The organism is Vibrio sp. V09_P4A23P171 (genome assembly GCF_963875615.1).
In the GTDB taxonomy this organism is placed as follows: domain Bacteria; phylum Pseudomonadota; class Gammaproteobacteria; order Enterobacterales; family Vibrionaceae; genus Vibrio; species Vibrio anguillarum.
This window is the reverse complement of the sequence record NZ_CAWNMR010000044.1, coordinates 84,954-106,414: the sequence shown is the minus strand read 5'-3', so window position 1 is coordinate 106,414 and position 21,461 is coordinate 84,954. Positions and strand designations below refer to the sequence as shown.

Annotated in this window: 19 protein-coding genes; 10 read left to right on the top strand and 9 right to left on the bottom strand. The window is 46.4% G+C overall.

All coding sequences use genetic code 11. The features are described from left to right. The first annotated feature begins 216 nt into the window (after positions 1–216). Positions 217–1,800: an EAL domain-containing protein gene (locus tag AACT23_RS12855; RefSeq protein WP_094126728.1), complete on the top strand. Its 1,584-nt coding sequence runs from the start codon at positions 217–219 to the stop codon at positions 1,798–1,800. A 34-nt stretch (positions 1,801–1,834) separates the two neighbouring features. On the opposite strand, the gene AACT23_RS12850 is transcribed toward AACT23_RS12855, so the two are convergent. From AACT23_RS12850 to AACT23_RS12810, 9 genes are read right to left on the bottom strand one after another with little or no spacing between them, the layout of a single operon-like run. Further along, positions 1,835–2,623, bottom strand: a complete 789-nt coding sequence (locus tag AACT23_RS12850; RefSeq protein ID WP_017048167.1) for a LytR/AlgR family response regulator transcription factor — start codon at positions 2,621–2,623, stop codon at positions 1,835–1,837. Next, on the bottom strand, positions 2,620–3,672 hold the full coding sequence (locus AACT23_RS12845; RefSeq protein ID WP_017042182.1) for a sensor histidine kinase: 1,053 nt from the start codon (positions 3,670–3,672) through the stop codon (positions 2,620–2,622). Before AACT23_RS12845 ends, AACT23_RS12850 begins: the two co-directional genes overlap by 4 nt. Then, on the bottom strand, positions 3,672–4,973 hold the full coding sequence (locus tag AACT23_RS12840) for a hypothetical protein (RefSeq protein ID WP_094126726.1): 1,302 nt from the start codon (positions 4,971–4,973) through the stop codon (positions 3,672–3,674). Before AACT23_RS12840 ends, AACT23_RS12845 begins: the two co-directional genes overlap by 1 nt. A gap of 1 nt (position 4,974) precedes the next feature. Next, on the bottom strand, positions 4,975–5,736 hold the full coding sequence (locus AACT23_RS12835) for an outer membrane lipoprotein-sorting protein (RefSeq protein WP_019282639.1): 762 nt from the start codon (positions 5,734–5,736) through the stop codon (positions 4,975–4,977). Then, the gene (locus AACT23_RS12830) at positions 5,729–6,988 is read right to left on the bottom strand and encodes an ABC transporter permease (protein WP_094126724.1); all 1,260 of its coding nucleotides are present in this window, start codon (positions 6,986–6,988) and stop codon (positions 5,729–5,731) included. Before AACT23_RS12830 ends, AACT23_RS12835 begins: the two co-directional genes overlap by 8 nt. Continuing rightward, positions 6,976–7,659, bottom strand: a complete 684-nt coding sequence (locus AACT23_RS12825) for an ABC transporter ATP-binding protein (protein ID WP_020477135.1) — start codon at positions 7,657–7,659, stop codon at positions 6,976–6,978. Before AACT23_RS12825 ends, AACT23_RS12830 begins: the two co-directional genes overlap by 13 nt. 14 nt (positions 7,660–7,673) lie before the next feature. Beyond that, positions 7,674–8,492 (bottom strand): hypothetical protein, encoded by an 819-nt coding sequence (locus tag AACT23_RS12820; RefSeq protein ID WP_017048163.1) that lies wholly within the window; start codon positions 8,490–8,492, stop codon positions 7,674–7,676. Continuing rightward, positions 8,464–8,673 (bottom strand): hypothetical protein, encoded by a 210-nt coding sequence (locus AACT23_RS12815; protein ID WP_141195534.1) that lies wholly within the window; start codon positions 8,671–8,673, stop codon positions 8,464–8,466. Before AACT23_RS12815 ends, AACT23_RS12820 begins: the two co-directional genes overlap by 29 nt. 37 nt (positions 8,674–8,710) lie before the next feature. Next, on the bottom strand, positions 8,711–9,619 hold the full coding sequence (locus tag AACT23_RS12810) for an aldo/keto reductase (protein WP_047688732.1): 909 nt from the start codon (positions 9,617–9,619) through the stop codon (positions 8,711–8,713). A 321-nt stretch (positions 9,620–9,940) separates the two neighbouring features. Between AACT23_RS12810 and AACT23_RS12805 the strand changes: the two genes are divergently transcribed. From AACT23_RS12805 to AACT23_RS12765, 9 genes are all read left to right on the top strand, one after another. Then, positions 9,941–11,989: an alpha-amylase gene (locus AACT23_RS12805; RefSeq protein ID WP_094126722.1), complete on the top strand. Its 2,049-nt coding sequence runs from the start codon at positions 9,941–9,943 to the stop codon at positions 11,987–11,989. A gap of 345 nt (positions 11,990–12,334) precedes the next feature. Continuing rightward, positions 12,335–13,570, top strand: coding sequence for an outer membrane protein transport protein (locus AACT23_RS12800; RefSeq protein WP_094126720.1), 1,236 nt, complete (start codon positions 12,335–12,337; stop codon positions 13,568–13,570). Positions 13,571–13,585: 15 nt separating this feature from the next. Then, on the top strand, positions 13,586–15,919 hold the full coding sequence (locus AACT23_RS12795; protein ID WP_094126718.1) for a VolA/Pla-1 family phospholipase: 2,334 nt from the start codon (positions 13,586–13,588) through the stop codon (positions 15,917–15,919). A 311-nt stretch (positions 15,920–16,230) separates the two neighbouring features. Further along, complete coding sequence (gene yhfZ, locus AACT23_RS12790; RefSeq protein ID WP_026028897.1) at positions 16,231–17,127, top strand: GntR family transcriptional regulator YhfZ; 897 nt, start codon at positions 16,231–16,233, stop codon at positions 17,125–17,127. A 52-nt stretch (positions 17,128–17,179) separates the two neighbouring features. Then, complete coding sequence (locus tag AACT23_RS12785) at positions 17,180–17,557, top strand: hypothetical protein (protein ID WP_255211858.1); 378 nt, start codon at positions 17,180–17,182, stop codon at positions 17,555–17,557. A gap of 3 nt (positions 17,558–17,560) precedes the next feature. Then, positions 17,561–18,436 carry a phosphotriesterase-related protein gene (locus AACT23_RS12780; protein WP_094126714.1) on the top strand — a complete coding sequence of 292 codons (876 nt, stop codon included), beginning with the start codon at positions 17,561–17,563 and terminating at the stop codon, positions 18,434–18,436. A 37-nt stretch (positions 18,437–18,473) separates the two neighbouring features. After that, positions 18,474–18,833, top strand: coding sequence for a DUF2620 domain-containing protein (locus tag AACT23_RS12775; protein ID WP_094126712.1), 360 nt, complete (start codon positions 18,474–18,476; stop codon positions 18,831–18,833). Positions 18,834–18,842: 9 nt separating this feature from the next. Beyond that, positions 18,843–20,144, top strand: coding sequence for a YhfT family protein (locus tag AACT23_RS12770; RefSeq protein WP_094123394.1), 1,302 nt, complete (start codon positions 18,843–18,845; stop codon positions 20,142–20,144). A gap of 159 nt (positions 20,145–20,303) precedes the next feature. Beyond that, on the top strand, positions 20,304–21,461 hold the full coding sequence (locus tag AACT23_RS12765; protein ID WP_094126710.1) for a YhfX family PLP-dependent enzyme: 1,158 nt from the start codon (positions 20,304–20,306) through the stop codon (positions 21,459–21,461).

Genomic DNA, 21,461 nt, shown 5'->3' with positions numbered 1-21,461 from the left:
AGGCACTAACCCCATAAAAAAACACTATCGACTTGTATATTAAGAAAATTATGAAATTGGAAATGAGCAACAAAGCCTTTGAAAAACAGATAACTGCTCTTTCATCTCACTTTTGAGACAAGACTCTAGGTTACGTTTAGAAATTAATTACTTATAGTAATCAACATAAAAGCAATACTGATTTTTACTGGTAATAACCTATGAGCACTGTCTGTAATGCAAAACAATGACAGTTCACCGAGCAAATTTAGCGTTGCAAAAGAGATACTTTCGGCAAAGATAAACGCATTTATTCCTATTCTGGGTATTTTCTTATTTGTGTTTACTTTCGCGATAGTTAAAAACTTTTATGACACTAACCGGCAGGCAACCCGCTTCGGTGAACAAGCCATTACACAACTGGAACATCACATCAATCAAACGTCAGATGAACTGAACCAGTTAAGTAAAAACATTTCAAAGCACTGCCAAAGAGAAGACATCATTGCTCTGAGGAGCTATGTATTTCGCTCGAAAATGGTCAAAGAAGTGGGCATGTACAACGCTCACGGGACTATTTTTTGCACCAGCAATGAAGGCCATACCACCATTCATTTGTACAAACATATTCTTGACAGGCTTAAACAATCTCCAACGAATACGACCATTTCATTAACAAAATCTCGCAGTAAAGAGCAAACATTTTTTGTCTATGCTTCACAGCCAGATATGAGCGGCCTCAATGCACTGATGCCTCCAGAACAGTTTATGAACCTAGTCGCTCCTAAACTTGCCAAATGGCACTACGGCTATCAGGTCAATGTGTTAAGCCAAAGTATTCGCAGTGATCAGGAAGAGATCGATTCTGCTCATACTAGCTTTCTCTTTAAATCCGAGCATTACCCACTCTCAATTCAGATCTACTTAAATAACGGATCTTATGCTTACCATTTTCTCGATAACTTATGGCTTGTCTTGCTTACAGCAAGTATTATCTCTTTGATTTATCTTGCTTATCACAACTATTACCTCAGCCGAAACACCTTAGAAGTCTCTTTGAGAGAGGCAATATCAAACCATCAGTTGGAACTCTATTTACAACCGATCGTCGATATTACCGAAAATAGAATTGTTGGTAGCGAAGCACTACTGCGCTGGAATGAACCCTCTCAAGGCTATATTTCACCCACCATTTTTATCCCGTTGTCAGAGCGTATTGGCGTGATTCACCAAATCACCTACCGTGTGTTGAAATTGGTGACAGAATGTGTGGAGCAGCACAAACATGCGTTGCACGATCAATACATCAGCATCAACATCAGCCGGTTATTGATCATTGATAATTACTTTATGGATTACATGAAACGCTACGCGACAAAACACCCAGCGATTGTTCCACGACTTCTGCTAGAGATCACCGAGGACAACCATTTCAACGTGGACGAGTTGAAGTTAGCCATGGAAAACTTACAGCGACTGAAACAACTAGGCTTTAAAATCGCGATTGACGATTTTGGCACTGGCTACTCGGGTTTAAATTTTATCCACCAACACGACTTCCACACTCTCAAAATTGATCAAGTTTTTATTAAAAGCTTGCATCAAAATTCAGCCATTACTTCGGTGTTAGTGTCGATGATTAAACTAGCAAAGCAATTGAACATGCGGCTGATTGCTGAGGGCGTTGAGAACCAAGATCAGGTGAGAGAATTAGAGCTGTTGGGTGTACGTTACATCCAAGGTTTTTATTATTCTGAACCTATGTCTGTAGAGGCGTTCTTCCGATTCACCCTGTCCGCCAAGCAGATCGCACACCGCTAATCACGCGATCAATCGAACGACGGTTTAAATTCAGTTACGACTTAAATTGAGCTTGCAGTGCACGGCTGACGGGTAACTTATCATGACCAATCAAGACGTACATTTTACCCGTGAACTCTTTTTTCACTTTATCTATCTTGGCAACATTCACTGCCGTTGAACGGTGGATTTGCCAAAACTGATTCGGGTCAAGCTGCTGCAGCAACTCTTTCAATGAACTGCGCAGTAAGAACTCCTGCACTCCAGAATCACTCTTTACGTATATGGATAAATATTTGTCTTCGGCTTTAGCGTACAACATATCCGCCACCGAAATCAGGTGAATATCTTCACCTTTTTGAACTTTTAACCAGCTTAAAAACGACGGCGATGCCTGTTGGCTTATATGCTGTATCTGCTGTAAAAGGGTTTGCAAATCAGGTAATTGTCGCTCAGAAGAATGCTCGGCTAATCTTAGCTGCAACTTAGTACAGCACTGCACTAAACGCGCTTCAGAAAGCGGTTTCAATAAATAATCCGCCGCATTGGCTTCAAAAGCTTGAATGGCATACTCATCATAGGCGGTGATAAATACAATCAGTGGTGGCTTTGCCAAACCAGCCAATTGCCTAGCGAGCGACATACCATCCATTTCTGGCATTCGAATATCAATAAAAGCCACCTCAGGCTGATGCTGCTCAATCATGGACAATGCCACACGTCCATTTTCGGCTTGCGCGACAATATCGAGCTCTGGCCACACTTCTCCTAATGCACGGTTTAAATGATGCCGCAATAACGGTTCATCATCAGCAATAATAGCGGTCGCAGAGACAGTACTCATGTGGCACTTCCTTGTAGTTGGTCCAACAATAGCCGCTTTATTCTAATCGTTGCCGTCACGCCAGCATCATGATTTTGGGCAATAGTGAGACACGCATCATCAGCGAATAGGCCGCTTAAGCGCTGGCGAATATTATCCAACGCAATACCATGTCCTGCTGAAAGAGCACTCGGCTGTAATCCAATGCCACTGTCACAGACACTGACTTCAAACCACTCGTCATAAATTTCACTTTTGATGGTCACTTTTCCCCCCGCGGCTTTAGGCTCAATACCATGGCTAACAGCATTCTCAACCAAAGGTTGTAACAGCATCGGCGGCAAAGGAATGTCATCCGCTGCGCCAGGCATTGCAATCTCATAATCCAGCCGATCACCTAAACGAATTTTTTGAATACCCAAATACGCATCGACTAAATGTAACTCTTCACGTAGCGTTGTGGTGCGATTGCGGTTACTACGCAGCGACCCACGCAATAAGTCGGTTAGTTTTTCGAGCATCATTTGCGCTTTATAAGGCTCAGAGCCAATCAACACGCTGATATTGGCAAGCGTATTAAATAAGAAATGGGGTTCAATTTGACTTTGTAACTGCTGCAACTGGCTCAAAATCAAGGCTTTCTCTTGTTCAGATTGACGCCGTTTGGAGGCTTCTAGCGCTTTTTCAGCAATCAGCTTTTGTTCATGCGCGTAGAAGTAGAAAAAGCAAACGCCAGTAAAAACGAAACCGAGAAAAATCACCGGTTTCATTGCTGAAAAATGACTAAAGTGCGCGTATTTACTAAGCCATAAATAAGCGTGTAACGTACCGAAAATCATCGACCCCGTGAGCGAAAAAACGTTCACTAAGCGTGCGGACAACTGCGGTGCGAAGCGACTCAATAAGTGAGCAATAGCCACAGCGCTGTAACCGTAGCCAAAGCTTATTGCTAAGTGCAACGTGATGTCACTGGGCCAAATGGCCTGAGTGGTAAAGGCGATCACCACACAAAACAGCGAAGTAAATAACAAGCTTTTGGCAAGATTTCGAATCTCAACTTTCTCGCACATTAGAATTTCCCTTTCATATTTAATAGAATCATATGCTTATCTGGTAAGTTTGCATATGTAGAGTCAGCAGGCCCAGTCATAAAACGTGCGGCCAGTTCGATTTCGATAGAGGCTGTACCCGAATCGTACACTGAGTAATTGAGCCATTGGGTAGCGATCACGCCGCCATCTTGCGGTGCAATCAGCACATCAAGTGTCGGCACTAAGCCTTGCAACCATTCAATACTCTGGCTCCACGGCCAATGACGCCAAGCTTGGCTATCTAACGAAGCATGCAACATCACATTATGCTGCACGAGATTCACTTGGTTATAGCCTTGTGCGTAAGACCAACCTAACGCTTGATTATGCTGATAACGAACCGAATCCGCGTTGGTCTGCGCTTGTTGCCACTGCTCTTTTCCCCAACTGCGACTGTCGAACCAATATTCTGCAATGACGCTTTGCCCATCACTTCCCGACCAGTTGAACCCTACCAGTGCCTGATAGCCTTGCGTTCGTGATTCAAGAGCCATGAGCGATTCAATCTCTTGTTGTTGAGAGTAAACTGCTTGAGCCAACGCGCTGGGCTGTTGGTACGCCAAATAGTGACGCTGATAGAGCGCTGATGCATGCACTTCCCATGCGTCAGTGAGCACAGTAACAAACGAGCTACCCAGCACGCCGCGTCGAACGTCATCATAACAAGCAATCGCCTGCCATTCGGCATTGCCCATCAACTGATAACGCCTTACGCCCGCCCCTTGTTGTTCGGTCATTTGTTGTAACTCGCTGCCTTGCTGCTCTGTCCAAGAGGAATCTGTATAAAAAAGCGTCCATTCACCTTGCTGATCATAATAAGAAGCAGAGAGCGTTCCGGCCCCCTCTTCTACCTGAATACCGACCGGATTGCGGCGATAAGGTTGAAAGAGATCAAGCGGACGATAACCGTAGCCCACTCCCCAATCCAAGCGCACTTTTCCTAGTGTCAGCTCAAACGGCACATCAGCCAACACTAGGCTGCCTTGCCAAAACAGTTCTTGTAGAATGAACTCGCTGTCGGCGTGCTGCTGTGCATCGCTACTCCACAAGGCGTTTTGTTTGATAGCTACTAGACCCAACCAGCCATGCCACCTCATTTCTACATCCAATAACGCCTCAATCTGCTGCGTATCGCGCGCTTGATTACTAGGAAAAAAAAGGCTGTCGCGATGCGCCGTGGTGGATGCGCTCATTACCCAATCCCAATCAAAACTGGGGGCTTCTGCCCGCGCAGCTAAGCTCAATACGCTAGTTAAAAAAGCGAACGCAACACGCTTCATCTCATAACTCCGATAAACTGTTACGAGTCAGATAGGCGGGGTTGTAATATTTTTCATCTAGCTCCATGGGCTCGATGTGTTGATACTCAACCACCGTTTTTTTGGTCGGTTGAATTTGATCAAGCAGCGTCATACTGGTTACGCGCATTCGTCCCTCTTTTTCACCAGCGCGAAACCAAGCCTGCTTGGCCAGTTTTCCAGAGCGTAAATACAAAGAAGCTTTGATTGGGAAATCGTTCTCTTTATCCAACCATAAGATAATTTGCTGGTAGTTCGCCCCTTCTGTGACAGCCAGTAATGACAACTTATGCGTCAGGTAAGGTTGACCACTGGGTGTTTCTATCTGCTCTTCACCCATCAATTGACTTTGGTAATCCTCGCTCCACGTCAGTGTTGAAATATCGCCCACCGAAGCCTCACCAAGCAGTTTTTGCATTGGCGTAATACGAATAGGGCGGCGGCTTTTGGGCATCAACAACCAGTAGTTTTCATCGAGCATCAGCATTTTTTGCCCCGCTTCAACGGAGGATTTGAACACCACTAACGAGTCGCGATTGGCTTTGGTATACACGTGATATTGACGCGTTTTATCGAGCTCACCACGTTCATAAAGCGACACCAAGGAGACGACTTTGGCCGCGCTGTAACCAAGGCGATATTGGTCGGCGTTTTTGGTCATTTGCCCAGCATCCAGCGCCGCCCAGCCAGCGGCCGAGTAGCCACCGCTAAGCGTGATCAGTAATAACATCATCCATTTATACATAAGCCAATGCCTCCGTGATTGGCTTGTTGACTCCTTTGCGTGCCGACAACCAAGCCGCTGCAATACAAATGCTCAGTACGCCAAACGCACTCAGCAGAACCAATTCCCATGAAAAATAAATATGCAAAGGATACCCTTCCGTGCGTCCCGGTGGCGGTGGCATTTGCACATCGACTACCATCAATAACACGCTTGTTAGGGCATTGAACGCCGCACCCACCAGCGTGCCTAAAATGGCTAGCAGTACGGCTTCGCGTATGAAGCTGGCGACGATTTCATTCGGGTAAGTGCCAAGCGCCGACAGCGTTCCGATTTCACGGGTTCTCTCCGTGACCGACATGGTTAAGGTGTTAAATAGTGCGACGAAGACCACCAACCCCATCACCAACCCCATGATGCCGAAGATGCGATCGTAAAGATCTTTTACTTTTTGATAAAAAAACGCGCGCTGCTGCCAAGGCGTCACTTGAATCGCTTGGCGAAGGCTCATTAATGACAGTTTGTTTTCAACCCAATGCCGCATGGTTTCTGTCTGTTCGGTGCTGAACAAAAACAGCGATAAGGTGCTCACTTTATTCGAAGCTAACAGCTCAGAGGCCGATTGAATGTGCAGATATAATTGGCGTTTATCCAATTCAGGCACACCCGTGGAATAGATGCCGTGCACTTTGAAATCAACCGCGTTGAGCGCGCCATCAGCGGTACTGGTCAGTAAAGTAACCCAGTCTCCAATCGACACGTTTAAGTTTTTGGCGAGATCCACCGCCAGCATCACTTCCGGCTCACTCGCATCAAATCGAGGGGAGTCAATATTGGACAAGGTTTTGCCTTGGCGAACGTCCAAAAATGGCCCTTTCATATCAAACTCTTTATGGTTAACGCCGGAACCGACAAAAATGGTCGATTTGCTACCGTTAGAGACCAACCCGCTAAACTCAATGCGTGGCTGAATGCCTCGTATCCGCTTATCGTCGATTAATCGCTCAACAATCAACGCACTGTCGGCAATCCCATTAGCCAGTGGCGACTCTTCATCTTGCTCAAAAAAGCCCGGTTGGCTGAGCGTTAAATGCCCGGTGTCGCGCGCAGTGGATTCGCGTAGTGCTTGGTAAGTGTAAAGGCCAAATCCTCCGGCGCTGGTCAATGCGAAAACCGCAATGGCAATGATCAATACCGAAAGCAGGCTGCGGCGGCGATTGCGCAATAAGTTCAGCGCCGCCATACGCCATTCCATAGAAATCAGCTTGCCCATTTCATCGCCTCCTGAATCACTTTACCATCTACAAGCTGCAAGGTTCGGTCGCAGCGGTTGGCCATGCGCGCGTCGTGCGTAGCCACAATAAAAGTGGTGCCCATTTCGTGTCCAAGGCTTTTCATGATGTCGATCACCACATTGGCGGTATGGCTGTCTAAACTGGCGGTCGGTTCGTCGGCAATCACCATTTCAGGGTTATGGATCAGCGCGCGCGCAATGGCTACGCGCTGTTGCTGGCCGCCTGAAAGGTGATCCGGCCGGTGGTGAGCCAGCGTTTCTAACCCCACTTTGGCCAGCATAGTGCGCGTTAAAGTACGCTGATCGCGCAGGCTGTAGCCGTTTAGCATCAATGGGTAAGCAATATTTTCCGCCGCTGTCATCACCGGAACTAAGTTGAATTTTTGGAAAACGAAGCCTAATTTTTTGCGGCGCAGCGCCGCCGCCTCTCTTGGATCGGTTGGGTAAGGGTAACCCGCCAGTTCAATGTCACCTTGGTAATCTTGATCAAGCAGCCCTAAGATATTGAGCAAAGTGCTTTTTCCCGAACCTGACGGGCCGCACAGCGCTAGCATTTCACCTTGTTTGACTTCGCCATTCACCGCGCTCAACGCCAGTAGCGGCTGCATGCCTAATTGATAGGTTTTACTGATCTGTTCAAATCGTAGCATTTTGTTGCCCTCCCTCATTCGCTTTTCAATTCATGCGTTTTTTCAGTCAATCCGTTTTCAATCAACGCATTTGTAATCAAAGCCTTGGCTTGGATGATTTGCGGATGCTCCGCTGGCTGGTTGTCAACTTGCTTACCTTGCTTCTGATGAGTTTGCATCTGGGCAAGCCATTGCTCTGCTTGAGGAATGTCGTTGGCACGAAGGGCGGCTTGAATGGCGTATCGATAAACCCAAGCAGTGGCGGCAAAAGGTTGTGCAGTTAATTCGGGTTCAACAAGAAGGTCGAGATACAAATCATAACCACGCTCAAAATGGTTGAACATATCGGGCAGTGAGGTGTAAGTCGCGGCCGAAACCGCGCGCGTTAAATAGCTATCCGGCAGCCCCATGACGCGCTCTTGTTCAGCAAGCGGCTGCGGGTGATTGCTGAGTAAAGTCAGGCCTTTGTCTATGGTGGCCAAGCCCTCTTCGACGTATCTCATCTTATTCCAAGGCATGAATGCATCACGCCCTTGCAGGGTTTGTGCACTGCCCAGATAAGCTAAGCTGAGCGGTTTGGCCCCTTGCTGTTTAATCAACTGCTCTAGTTGGTGAAGCACAAGATCCACTTTGTCACTGTCGCCTTCGGCCGCTTGGTTGTACTGCATAATTAAAGCGTCGCTTGGATTAGCTTGAACAGCCGTGATGCTTAGCAGCAACCCGACACTGAGTAGCAGGTTGCGAAGTGAGCGTGAATAAGAAAATGTCGTCATCATGATGGTCCCTTTCATTCGTTGGTGATGAAATTTGCTTGATGACGACAGATTACGCAGCAAATAGGCCAGATGCGCCACTTTGCGATAAAGGGGGATTATGCAGCGTTAATGGCTGGCTGGATGACGTGAATGGGAAGTAGACAAAAAAACCAGCCACTGAGGGCTGGTTGGGAGAGAGATTAAAACCTAATCGTAATACTGAAATAATAGCAATACGAAAAGCGTATCGCGGGGCAAAAACATCTGTTTTCAAAAGCATCTGTTCTAAAAAGCACCTGTTCCAAAAAACATCCGCTCTATGGCACGCCATGCCCTTTGGCGGCGACCCAAACCCGATACCACTGCTCGCGGGTCAGCTCTAAATCAAGCGCAGCAATTGCCGCTTTGACGCGGTCAATCTTACCAGAGCCAATAATCGGCAGCGGCTTAGAAGGCAGACGCAGTACCCAAGCGTAAATAACCTGATCAATACTGTCTGCGCCGATCTCTTGGGCGATCGCTTCTAGCTCACTGCGCACACGTTGGGCTTGTTCAGTCTGACCGTTAAAAATCTCGCCGCCAGCTAAACAAGACCAAGCCATTGGGCGAATGCGCTGCGTTTGCAAATGATCCAAAGTGCCATCGTGCACCACATCGAAATTGAGCGGGTTCATCTCCACTTGGTTGGTCACTAACGGTTTACCTAGGCGAGATTGCAGCAGTTCAAACTGGCGCGGGCTGAAGTTCGACACACCAAAGTGCTTCACTTTGCCCACTTTGCGCAGTTCAGAAAACGCTTCGGCGACTTCATCGGCATCCATCAAGGCATCTGGGCGGTGGATCAACAGCAGATCGATTTCGCTCACACCAAGTCGTTCCAGCGAATTATTGACCGACTGATAGATATGCGCAGAACTGGTATCGTAGTGGTTTATCTTACGCTGCGGCGTTTTTTCGCCACACAAATTGATGTCGCACTTAGTGACGATTTGGATCTGCTCGCGCAGCGCGGGCTCCAGTGCTAAGGCTTCACCAAACAGTTTCTCGCACTGGTAGTTACCGTAAATATCCGCATGGTCAACCGTGCTAATGCCCAATTCAATGTGCTGTTTTAAAAACGTTAAACGCTGTTGTGGCGTCATGCCCCAATCTGCCAAACGCCAGTAACCTTGTACTAGCTCTGAAAAATCTGGCCCTTGCGGCGCGATTGTTACTTTAGCAACCATTGGTTGTCTCCTTTGACTTAATTGCCGTCATCCTAAGCAGGTTTCGATGACGGCTCAATGAATCTACCGAATAAGTTAAGATTACGCGCCGAAGTTGTGAGATTCACTACACGTTGACAATTTATATCGCTGGAAAATTCATCGCTTCTACGCCCCCAAGCCATGTTTTGTGATCAACGCCAAATTCTTAAGGCTTAGGCACAAGAATGATGTCAACTTCTCTCTCTGCTTTTATTGTTAGCGATGAAGCACCTCGCCCTACAGCGACTGACGATAATGCAAAAACGAATCACCCTAACCCATGAAGGCCAAGGATAGAGCATGAAATTCTCCACGTTAACACTCGCACTTTGCGCTGCCGCGCCTGTTGTGTTTGCCGCGCCCAATCTGACCATTTCGACCACCACGACTAGCCGCGACTTTCCGCTGGATGCGAAAACGCCTTTAGTCATTCCCTTGACCAAAGAAAGCTACACAATAAAAGTGTCAGGGATTGAGGGCCAGTGCAGCGCGCCAGCTCAGCAGAGCATCAAATTCAACGCGCCCATTGCTCTCAATTGTGGGCAAGAAACCGAACTGCCGCTGACGATACGTTTCACTGGCGATTACGCCTTCGCTTATGATGACGAGCAGCAGACCTTAACCTTTGTCCGCCAAGCCAAAAAATCCACTACTAGCAAATTTAAACGGCCGATACCGAGTGTTTCGTGCGAGCAGTACCAAGGCGGCGAAGTGACCTTACAACTGGGCAATACGTTCCCCGATGGCACACGACTAAAAGAGACATTTACCGGCCAAATCCTCAGCGTGAAAAATAGCCAAGTCACCTTAATGCCGTCACCAACCAGTGGTGGATTGGTGCTGCTTGCCCCCGCAACGGATGCCGCCAGCGAACCCTTTACCTACCGCAATGCCACGATTTACTTTGTGATGGTGGACAGATTCAACAATGGTGACCCAAGTAACGACAATAGCTATGGCCGTAAAAAAGATGGCAAAGAAGAAGTGGGCACTTTCCACGGTGGCGACCTAAAAGGTGTGATTGCCAAACTCGATTACATCAAAAGCTTAGGCACCGACGCGATTTGGCTTTCGCCGATTGTGGAACAGGTGCACGGTTTTGTCGGCGGTGGTGACAGTGGCTCGTTCCCTTTTTATGCCTATCACGGTTACTGGACGCGTGATTTTACCAAGATCGATCAAAATTTTGGTGATGAGGAGGATCTCAAAAAACTGGTCACTGAAGCGCATAAACGAGGCATAAAAATCTTGCTCGATGCGGTGCTCAACCATTCCGGCTACGCCACCTTGGCTGACCTGCAATTTGATCAGATTGAGGTGGTTAATCCCCAAAATTTACCGCAAAAATGGGTTGATTGGATGCCGAAAGCTGAAGAAAACTGGCACAGCTACAATCAATCCATTGATTATCAAAGCGCCAACTGGTCGCAGTGGTGGGGCAAGGATTGGGTTCGCGCTGGGTTGCCCGGCTACCAGAAACCCGGATCTAGCGATATCACGATGACGCTGGCCGGCTTACCGGATTTCCGCACTGAATCAACACAAGCGGTGACGCCGCCGCAGTGGCTACTTAATAACCCCGGCACTCGCGTGGTAGCGCGCGAACAGTATAGCGTTGCCGATTACTTAATTGAGTGGCAAACCGATTGGGTAAAACGCTTTGGTATTGATGGTTACCGCGTCGACACCGTAAAACATGTGGAAGGCGAGGTATGGCGACGCTTAAAAAGCGAGGCATCACGCAGTTTAGATGCTTGGCGTGAGCTAAACGGGCAGCAAGGGCAACCCTTTTGGATGATGGGCGAAGTATGGGGCCATTCAGCTTACCGCAGCCCCTATTTTGATGATGGCTTTGATGCACTGATCAACTTTGATATGCAAAAAAGAGTCGATAAAGGCGCAGCCTGCTTAAGCCAAATGGCGATGGTGTACCGCGACTACGCGCAAACGCTAGCGAAATACCCAGATTTTACCCCCGTGAGCTACCTCTCTTCTCACGATACCGAGCTGTTTTTTAGCCGTTTTAATTCCTTTGAAATGCAGCGTAATGCCGCCAATGCATTGCTTCTCGCACCGGGTGCGGTGCAAATTTACTACGGTGATGAAGTCGCACGTCAAGTTGGTCCTTACGCCGATGATTTTCACCAAGGCACGCGTTCTGACATGGTGTGGTCACTGGATGAAGAGCGACAAGCGCTACTGAAGCATTGGCAAACGCTAGGCCAATTTCGTCAATCGCACCCTGCCATTGGCGCAGGTATTCATCATGAGATTGAACAGCAAAATGCCTATCTGTTCTCTAGAACGTTAAATAATGACCGTGTCGTTATTGCTTTTGTTGGCCGTTAAACCCACCACAGAGGTAGTTGCACACACCATAGTGACTGCCTCTGTTTCTTCACCATTTTTTTGGTCAAATAATTTAAACTCACCCACCAAAACATCAATATTATGAACGTGTTGAAGCATAAAAATTAACTTTAGCACAAGCTAAACCAATTACCCTGCCAAATAAGCACAACTCTACTGGTCATACCAAAACTGTCAACTTTTCATTTGATTTACAAATACTTACACACTATCATTCGCCGCTAATTGAAATAAAGACATCATTTTCTTTGACATATCAACAACACAAAATTAACATCTCGCATTGCAATGCCATTACCATAACAAGGCCTTAGGAGGTCGAGAATGATCATCAAACCCCGCACGCTACTCGCGCTATCAATATTGACAGCGTTTAATGTTCACTCTGCAGGCTTCCAAGTGGCAGAGCATTCAGCCTCAGGGCTAGGACGTGCTTTCTCTGGTGAAGGAGCGGTGGCCGATAACGCGAGTGTGATTGCTCACAACCCCGCAGCCATGACACGGTTTGATACGACGCAGTTTTCTGGTGCACTGTCCATCGTTGACCCAGAGGTTGATGTATATGATGTGAAAAACCAACAGAAAATGAACGATGTTGCGCCACTGCAAGTCGTTCCCGCGGCTTACTACGTCAGTCCAATCAATGAAAAATGGGCTTGGGGGATGGGAATATTCACTACTTACGGCGTAGCTACAGACTACCCGAATGATATTTATGCAGGCGATCTTGCAGGCGATACTTCTCTTCTTTCTGTCAATTTAAACCCGAATATTGCCTACCGTGTTAACGAACAGCTTAGTCTCGCTGCGGGTATTAACCTCGTCTATGCCGAAGCAAAACTGACACGACATAAAGGTGCTTTAGCCGTATTTACTGGCGGCTCTGCCTCTGACAACCTAGTCGGAATGACTGGCGAAACCATAGCTTTGGGCTGGAACATAGGTAGCTTATATGAGTTCAACCAAAACCACCGTGTCGGTTTTGCTTACCGCTCTGCTGTTGATCTGGATTTTGATGATGGTGAGTTTTCAAGCTATAGCTCAGGTGTTGCAACAAACGCTGTTGTTGAAGGACGTTTAAAAATCACGCTACCTGCGATGTGGGAAGTTTCCGCATTTCACCAACTCACGGATAGCGTGGCGTTGCATTACGGGTACCAACGTACCGACTGGAGTTCATTCAAAGAGTTAAAGGCAACATCATCACAATGTACCAACGGAGAGTGTTTTTATAAGTCTGAAAAGTATGAAGACAGTGGCCGTTGGTCATTGGGTTCAACTTATCAATTAAACTCGACTTGGACATTACGCGCCGGTTTTGCTTTTGATGAACAAGCTGGCGAAGCCACATTGAGTATTCCAGATAGCGACCGTTATTGGTATTCAGCGGGCGTGAGCTACGTGATCAGCGACTCGCTATCCATTGATGCGGGTTTTGCACTGGTGAAAAGTAAAAACGGCACGTTTACCGAAACCAACAAACTCAATGAAACATTGACGTTTGAATCGCAAGGGACTGCTTACCTTAGCGCTATTCAACTTAACTACACATTCAACTAAACTCAGGGATAAGTCATGCTTAAAACAACATTCAAAATATCGCTGCTCTGCTCTGCGTTATGGTTAGTCGGTTGTGGTGATGAAACGAGCAGTTCGGGAGCAAGCACAACACCCACTTACGAAGCCTACATTCAAGACGCGTTAACACGCGACACCAGCATAAAGTTCACGCTCAGTGGCGCAAACGCAAACGTACCACTGCCCTCTTTTGCACTCATGAATGCCAAAGACGGCACGTTAGAAATTCCAACCAAGGGTGATGACGCCTTAACCAATCCAGTCGCCGCTATGGGTACTATGGATGGTTGGTCAACATCAATGCCACTGTTTTTAGACTTTGAAGGCGTAGGATTGGCTGACGGTCTTATCTCTAACGGTATTTATTTAATTGAGCTGACCGACAGTATGATTGGCAGCCCAACGGTTAAAAATGTGCTGACATTGAACACCAACTTTACTGCCATCGCCAGTGCCAGCAGCGATAAAATTGCAATCGTACCAAACAAAGCGCTCAACCCTGCCAGTGAATATATTTTAGCCGTGACAGATGAGATTACCGATGTAAATGGCAATATTGCAGGCACATCCAGCAGCTACGCCGCGTTGAAGTCCAAAGTGAAAATCTATACCGATGATAAGCTAGGGGCATTACAAAAAGTGACCCAAGGCGTGGAAAGCATTTTCGCTTTGACAGGGGTGGATCAAACCAAGATTATTTATTCAACTTGGTTTAGTACTCAATCTGTTGGTCAGACACTTTACAGTGTGAAAGGCGCCACCGCCGCAGGCCTTGCAACGACAGACATTGGCAATATTTGGAAGCAAGGTGCGAACCCAAACAACCTTAATTTGAGCGCCGCTTACACCATGAGCTTTGGTGCTACAACCGATTTTGTAACCGCACTTGATAACGATGCAAATTTTCAAACTTACATTGGCGCAGAAAAAACAACCGCTAAAGCGTTTATTAAAAATGAATACACCAGCAGTTATCACGTTAATGTCACGACTGGAACGGTTAAGCTCCCTTATTATTTAGAGAAAGGAAGCAACTGGAACTCACAGCCGTTTGAATCAGCAATGCCAAGTTTGGCCTTGATTAAAAATGCTTTGGCAGATGACAATGAAAAAGCCACCATCGCCAATCAGCTCATTGCTAACAATATCGACGTGACTCAACTAGCAACCAGCCCAAGTGAACAGCTTAAACTGGTGGGTTTGACCCTCACAAAGTCTGATGGCAGCCCACTCGATCCTCAGCGCATCATTACACGCTATAGCCCTGTACCTAAGGTGAAATCGTTAGAAGACGTTGATTTCTTACTGTTTACTCCTAACGCGGGAACAAACTGGCCGATCGTGATTTACCAACACGGTATAACTTCTGTTAAAGAAGATGCGTACTTCACAGCAGCACAGTTAGCCAATGCTGGTATCGCCGTGATTGCCATTGATCAGCCACTGCATGGTGCTCGCAGTTTAGATGCACAGCGCTCAGCTAATGCTGATATTCTAGCGTACCTCAATTTGAACAACTTGGCCGTCGCTCGTGACAACACGCGTCAGAGTATCTTAGATATCATGGGGCTGCGTGCGGCCATTACTTACTCACAAAGTGCAGGGTTGTTTGTTGGTTCTCAATTAGCAAACGCAGCCAATACCGCGGCGATGCCACCAAAATTCCTTGGCCACTCATTGGGAGGAATCGTCGGCTTAAGCGCTGTCGCGAACGCGAACCGCACTATCGGTGATGCTAGTGGTGATGCGCTGTATAAATTCTCTGGAATGGCCATTGCAAACTCAGGTGGTCAAATCGGTAACTTGTTAATGGGTTCAGCAAACTATGGCCCACTCATTAAGCATAATCTCGCCTTAAGTGCGAGCCCCAAATACAAAGCATTCGCCGACCAATACTGTCCAGGGTTAACAGAGAAAGTTTGCTACACCACGTTTGAAAACACAGCCTCTGCCTCAGACAAAGCGGCACTGCAAAGTCAGTTGGATCAATTTACCTACGCGACTCAAACCTTGCTCGATACTATGGATCCATACACAAACGCAAGTTACCTAATCAGTGGTGGAACCGCGACAATCCCTACTTATTTGCTGCAAGTGGCGGGAGACGAGAGTGTGCCTAACAATGTCACAAATACACGTGCAGGCACCGAACCCCTAGCAACACTATTGGGATTAGCCAACGCAGTACCCTCTGATGTAATCACTAATACGTCTAAAGTCTTCGTAAAAATGGACAGTGGTACACACACAACCTTTCTCGCACCACAAGATACGGCAGATGGTGTGCTTCGCGCTGGAGCACTATCACAACTGGCTATTTTCTTGAACTAACCGAGTAAACAGCCTGTTTACTTATTCAAACAGCTTCCTTATTTGGAAGCTGTTTGAATTCTCCATCTACTGACTGCATCAAATTATTCACCTATCCACAGTGGTAATTTATTTCGAATGGAATGGATGTGTAAAAACAGCCAAGATCAGCCTGAAATCTGGAAATATCCCAGATAAAAAGATCAAAACCGTCTATAAACTGACATAAATAAGAAAAAGTTATTCGAGGTAATTCACATTTCTCCCACCCACTCCTTTTTGTTTTACTCCTCGGCTGATAGTTTATCTTCAAAATATTGAAGATAAAAATTATGCCAACTCAATACATCAATAAAGAAGGTACGGCGATCATGAACATCGCCCAATACTTGATGACAACGACAGAAGGTGACCGTCTTAGAACGATTGATTCACTCTCTGAGGAATTTTGCGTATCAGTAGGATTTATTCAGAAAGCCTTAACAACCATAGAGCATCGCAATGCAGTGATACTTTCAAAACAAGGGCGCAACGGCACCTTTATTACTCAATTGAATTACCGTGAACTAGTGGCTTGTGCTGGGATAAACAATGTCGTATGTGCGATGCCGCTGCCTTATACCCGTCATTACGAAGGGTTAGCAAGTGGGTTGAAAGCTCAAATTGGAGATTTGCCGCTCTACTTTGCACATATGCGCGGGGCAAGCGTACGCGCAGAATGCCTCAGAAATGGTACTTATGATATTGCCATTATGTCGAAATTGGCAGCAAAAGAGCTAGCCAATGGGCTAGTAACGGCCATGACTTTAGGGGTCCACTCTTACTCGCATGAACACCGTCTCATTTTTAAAAAAGGAGGCTATGACCAGATACGCCGAGTTGGTGTTGACCCAGACTCTCCTGACCAAAAAATTCTTACTCACCAATCGTTTAAGGATAAAAACATTGAAATTGTAGAAATCCATTATGGCGAAAGTCTCATCCACTTAACGAATGGCGATATTGATGCCGTGGTTTGGTTACCTGAAGCGATTGAGATGGAGAAATATGGTTTAGATGAGAAATCACTCAGTGATCTTCCTGCTTGTCGGGATGCATCCGAAGCGGTGATCTTGGCGAATGGAGCTTCTACTCACATAACGACCTTGCTCAGAAAACTGATCCGGATGGATCAACTAATTAAGCATCAACGAGCCGTCGTCAATGGGGAAATTACTCCCAGCTATTGACCCTGTTTAACCACACATAATGCTTATTACAAATAATCGCAAAAGGACAGATATGGAACAGCGCCTTGCACTTTTACTGCATGCTAATGTGATTAGCCAGCGTGCTTATGATGGATGTTTACAAGTTCTCGCCATGATGGACCGTCAACTGGGTTTGCCTCATGACAATGAGCAATACCAAATGGCCCTCACCCATTTATCGCGTGCTGCGGATCGAATTTGGCAAGGTGAAGCCGTAGCTGAAGGGCTTGATAGCGAACTACTCGATGAAATCTATGACGATCCGGGGATTCAATCGGTCATCGATATTCATCAAAAAACACTCAATGCGATGAGTTTAAGTACCGTCCCTGCCACCGAGGAAAGTTTTCTCATCGCAAATATTTATGCTCTTTATCTCGCGGCGCAACACGATGAAACTCAGGAGTGAACGATGATTGACAGCACTGGTTACACCTACTGCCATGAACATTTACATATCGATTTATCCCCACAAAAAGGCAACCTTGATTGCCGTCTGGATCAATATGAGTTGTTGTGTGATGAGATGAAAGAGCTGCGAATTCGTGGGGTGAGAAATATCATCGAAGTCACTAATGCTTTTATGGGTAGAAATCCTCATTTTATTGAAAATTTAATCGACGACACTGGAATGAATGTGTTGCTGGCCACTGGATTTTATATCGAAGGTTTCTTCCCCGATTTTCTCTACACCATGGATACCCAGAAAATGGCAAAACAGATGATTAAGGAAATTGAAGTGGGTATCGAGGATTCATCCCTCAAGGCGAGTGTGATTGGCGAGATCGGTAGCAGTGAAAATGGCTTTAGTGATACCGAACAGAAAGTCTTTAGAGCGGCGGCGATTGCTCATTTAGAAACAGGTCGACCGATTTCAACTCATCAGTCGATGAGTACGATGGGCAAAGTACAGATTGATCTGCTGAAAAGTTGCGGTGTTGAAATGGAAAACCTCACTGTCGGCCACTGCGATCTACGCGATAACTTGGACGATATCCAGTGGATGCTCGATCAAGGTTGCTATATCCAATTCGATACCATTGGTAAAAACAGCTATTACCCCGATACGCGTCGTGCTCAATCACTAAAAACCTTATGTGAACGGGGTTATGTTGGCCAAATCATGTTGTCGATGGACATTACACGTCGCTCCCATCTAAAGGCAAATGGTGGCCTTGGGTTTAGCTATCTAATCGATGAATTTGTTCCTTTGCTCAAGCAGCATGGGATCAGTGATCTGCAAATAAGCACAATGTTACAAACTAACCCTGCACGCTTATTTGGATAAAGAGCACTTGTGCTCATTAAAATAAAAAGGACAAAACATGAAAAAAATCGCCATCGCGGGTTTGCAACGAGAGCAAATCCGAGCACAGATTGAACTCTCTGAACCGGGCATATTTGAATGCCATATTCTGAGCGACATGGAAGCCGCACTGAAAGTGAAAGCGGGGGAAATGGACTATTTCATTGGTTGCTGTAATACCGGCGCCGGAGGCGCATTAGCCATGGCCATTGCTATTATCGGTTTTGGTCAAAGCTGCACTATCGCTAAACCTGCGATTAAGGCCAAGGAAACTGAAGTGACCCAGTTTATTGAACGTGGATGCGTTGCATTTGGACTCTCCATTGAACACATTGAGCATGCTATACCCATGCTCGCAAACTTACTCGCTAAAAAGTAAAGGCAACCTATGGATATTATGCATATTGGACTCGTTGCAACCTTATGTGCAATGACAGCTTTAATCGCCAACATGAGCGCGGCGGTTTTTCATGATGGGATCCGGCCTATTCTGCCCCAATTGGTTGAAGGCAATATGACTCGCCGAGAAGCGGGATCCGTCGCTTTTGGCCTATCGATTGGCTTTGTGGCATCAGTGGGGATTTCATTCACTTTATCAACGGGCCTACTCAACCCTTGGCTGCTTTTCTTACCAACAGACATTTTAGGCGTAATGATTGGTAGCCGTTGGCTGGCTGCCGCGGCGGGTGGTTTATGGGGTGTGTTGGTTGTCACTTCGCTTGCTGGTGTTAATGCCGTCTTAACAGGCCTTCCCGTCGATGCATTGGGCGCACTCGGTGAGCTGGGTACTCCCGTCATGTCGGCTTTTGCCCTGTTCCCATTGCTTGCTATATTTTATCAATTCGGCTGGAAAGCCGGGGCAATTACGGCAGTCGTCATCCTATTTTCTCGATTAATGGTGATGAAGTTTACGGGGATTTATCCAGAATCAATCCAGATTTTTATCGGCATGTTAATGCTGGTATTTTTCGCAATTCAAAAAGATATATCCGATCGTAAAAAAGGCATTGAAGCACCAGATATGTCTGGTTTACATGGCCTATTTGAAGAGCGGACTAAACGTATCGTAAAAAACCTGCCATTTCTTGCAGTCACAGGGGCATTAATTGCTGCGGTTTCAAATGGTGGTATTTTCGCGGGATCTGAAGTTTCTATTTATTCACTCGCTGAAGCTTATAAAATCACCGACCCAGCGGCTCACGATACCGCAATGAAACAAGTGGCATTATCGGAATTCATGCGTGGCCTCGGCTTTATTCCGCTGATTGCCACTACGGCACTGGCGACTGGCGTTTACGGCGTGGTTGGGATGACATTTGTATTCGTCGTCGGTTATTTAGCTCCTAATATGCCCGTCGCGGCCGTCCTTGGAGCCATAACCATTTGTATCGAAATTTTCTTACTTCGTGGCATTGGTCGTTTCTTGGAACAATTCCCATCGATTCGAAATGCATCAGACAATATACGTAATTCAATGAATACATTAATGGAGTTTGCATTATTAATTGGTGGCGTATTGGCGGTGATGAAAATGGGCTCAACTACAGGTTTTACTATTTTCGCGATGTTATTTTTCTTAAACGAAGTCATGGGACGGCCAGTCCTTAAAATTGCAGCGCCAGCGGTTGCCGCTATTCTCACTGGGGTTATTTTAAATATTCTTTACGTTATTGGGTTATTTGCTTTGTAATGAGACGCTTAACTAACCTTAATTTATTTTGATACTGTATTTAGGCGGGCTGTTCTTCAGCGTTATATAGCACACTTACTCTTTACGTTTATTTTGTTATTAAGCATGCGCATTACCAAATAATGTGCAGGATCAGCTCATGCCTAAAAAGGGGAGAATATGTTTTTAGACGCTTTAGAAAAACAAAATCCAGATTTAATCACGGCGGCACTGACACTCTTTAAGCAAGGTAAGTTACAACCAGACACCACCGTTATCGATGTCGACCAATTGCTCAATAATGCTCAACGCATGAAGGAGGTCGCTGACAGGTTGGGCATATGCCTTTACGCCATGACTAAACAGTTTGGCCGCAACCCATTAATCGCCCGCTTGTTAATAGAGCAATGTGGCTATGAAGGGATTGTGTGTGTCGATTATAAAGAGGCCAGAATGATGGCGGCACACGGTTTACCCATTGCTAACGTTGGGCACTTAGTTCAACCACCTAGCAATATGATTCGGTCTTTGGTTGCTCAGATCAAACCACAAGTAATGACCATTTATAGCCTTGAAAAAGCGCAACAAATATCGGATGCGGCCATAGCCTCCAAGCGGCAACAAGGTTTGTTATTAAAGTTTTTCCACAGTCGCGACAAGCTGTACGTCAATCAAGAAGCGGGATTTCCGTTGGAGCAAGCTGCCGACGTCGTGCGCGCGATTCAAAACATGCCCGGAGTTTACATCGCAGGTGTGACACATTTTCCTTGTTTTTTATACGATGAAACATTAGGGAAAACAGAGCCAACACCGAACCTCACAACGCTTATTGATGCTAAGCAAGCTTTAGCCAATTTAGGCATCGAATGTGAGCAAGTCAATGCGCCCTCTTCCACCAGTATAGAGACCCTACCATTGCTGGCTCAATATGGCTGCACCCATGGAGAACCCGGTCATGCATTCACTGGCACCACACCCGCTAATGCTACGCAGCCCCAAGCAGAATCAATCGCATTACTTTATTTAAGCGAGATCTCCCACCAGTTCGCTAACGACAGTTATTGCTTCGGCGGAGGGTACTATCGGCGCGGGCAGTTGGAAAACGCTCGAGTTTATAGCGGTGACAGCTGTGAACGGGTCTCTGTATTCAATGATGATACGGACAGCATCGACTACCACTTACGCATCCCCGGTCTTCATCCTATCGGTTCTCCGGTTGTGATGGCGTATCGAACACAAGTTTTTGTAACCCGTAGTGATGTGGCATTAGTGCAGGGCGTTTCCACGCCTAATCCCAAGTTAATCGGCCTATATGATGCTTTAGGTAATGAGGTTTAA